A 1,023-nucleotide genomic window follows, 5' to 3' on the forward strand; every position below is an offset into this window, starting at 1 on the left:
AGATGTGTATGAGTGACAGCCACCCCGGCCGTACCCGTTCAGCCCTCCCCCGCCGGGCATGCTGAGGGGGTGAGCAACGACGAGTTCCGGGCCGCCATGTCCCGGCTGGCCGCCGGTGTGGTCCTGGTGACCGCGGTGGAGCCGCCGCTGGACCCCGACGACCCCGCGGGGCCCGCGGGCGAGGACGTCGGGATGACCGCGACCGCCTTCATGTCGGTCTCCCTCGACCCGCCGCTGGTCCTGGTCAGCCTGCGCGAGGGCTCCCGCATGGACGACCTGCTCGCCGAGCAGCCCCGGTGGGCCGTCTCCGTGCTCGCCGAGAGCCAGCGCCACATCGCCGGCCGGTTCGCCATGAAGGGCCGCGTCAGCGACCGCCTCCTCTTCGCCGACATCCCCTACCGGCGCGGCGAGGCCTCCGGCGCGCCCCTGGTCGGCGGCGCCCTGGCGACCCTGGAGTGCCACACCGAACAGCGCGTGACGGCCGGTGACCACACCCTGGTGATCGGCCGGGTCCTCACGGCAGGGGTCCCGAGCGCGGACGGGGGGCCGCTGGCGTACTTCCGCGGCCGGTACCGGCAGCTGGGCTGACCACCTGCGGACGGCGGCACCGGAATGCCGGAACCCGGCCGCGGGCCCCGGACCCGCACCGCCGAAAACCGCTCGCCGCGCGGTCGCCGCCTTCCCTACGGTGCCGGGATGATCACCCTCGAAGAGCTGACGCCCGGCAATTTCGACGCCGCCACCGGTATCCGGGTCCGCCCCGACCAGGAACACGCCGTCTCCCCGGTGATGCAGTCCCTCGCCGAGGCCTACGTCCACCCGGACGGGGTCGCCTGGCCCCGCCTGATCACCGACGAGGGCCGCCCGGTCGGCTTCCTGATGGCCTTCCTCGGCATCGACTGGCACGGCGACGGCACCGTCCACCGCTCCGGCCTGTGGCGGCTGAACATCGCCGCCGGGGAACAGGGCAAGGGCTACGGCCGGTTCGCCGTCGAATCCGTTGCCGCCGAGATCCGCCGCCGC

The 1,023-nt window shown here is 74.2% G+C and carries 2 protein-coding genes; both read left to right on the forward strand.

Translation table 11 applies throughout. The annotated features are described in order from the left end of the window. The first annotated feature begins 96 nt into the window (after positions 1 to 96). The gene (locus CCN42_RS40525) at positions 97 to 588 is read left to right on the forward strand and encodes a flavin reductase family protein (protein ID WP_245877705.1); all 492 of its coding nucleotides are present in this window, start codon (positions 97 to 99) and stop codon (positions 586 to 588) included. Positions 589 to 696: 108 nt separating this feature from the next. Further along, a partial coding sequence (locus tag CCN42_RS40530) for a GNAT family N-acetyltransferase (RefSeq protein WP_143662258.1) occupies positions 697 to 1,023 on the forward strand: 327 nt, incomplete at its 3' end.

It is taken from the genome of Streptomyces glaucescens (assembly GCF_002154375.1).
Lineage (GTDB): Bacteria > Actinomycetota > Actinomycetes > Streptomycetales > Streptomycetaceae > Streptomyces > Streptomyces glaucescens.

Bases quoted from the DNA above. Each gene is read 5' to 3' on its own strand.
- CCN42_RS40525 (WP_245877705.1), top strand. From the start codon at position 97: ATGTCCCGGCTGGCCGCCGGTGTGGTCCTGGTGACCGCGGTGGAGCCG.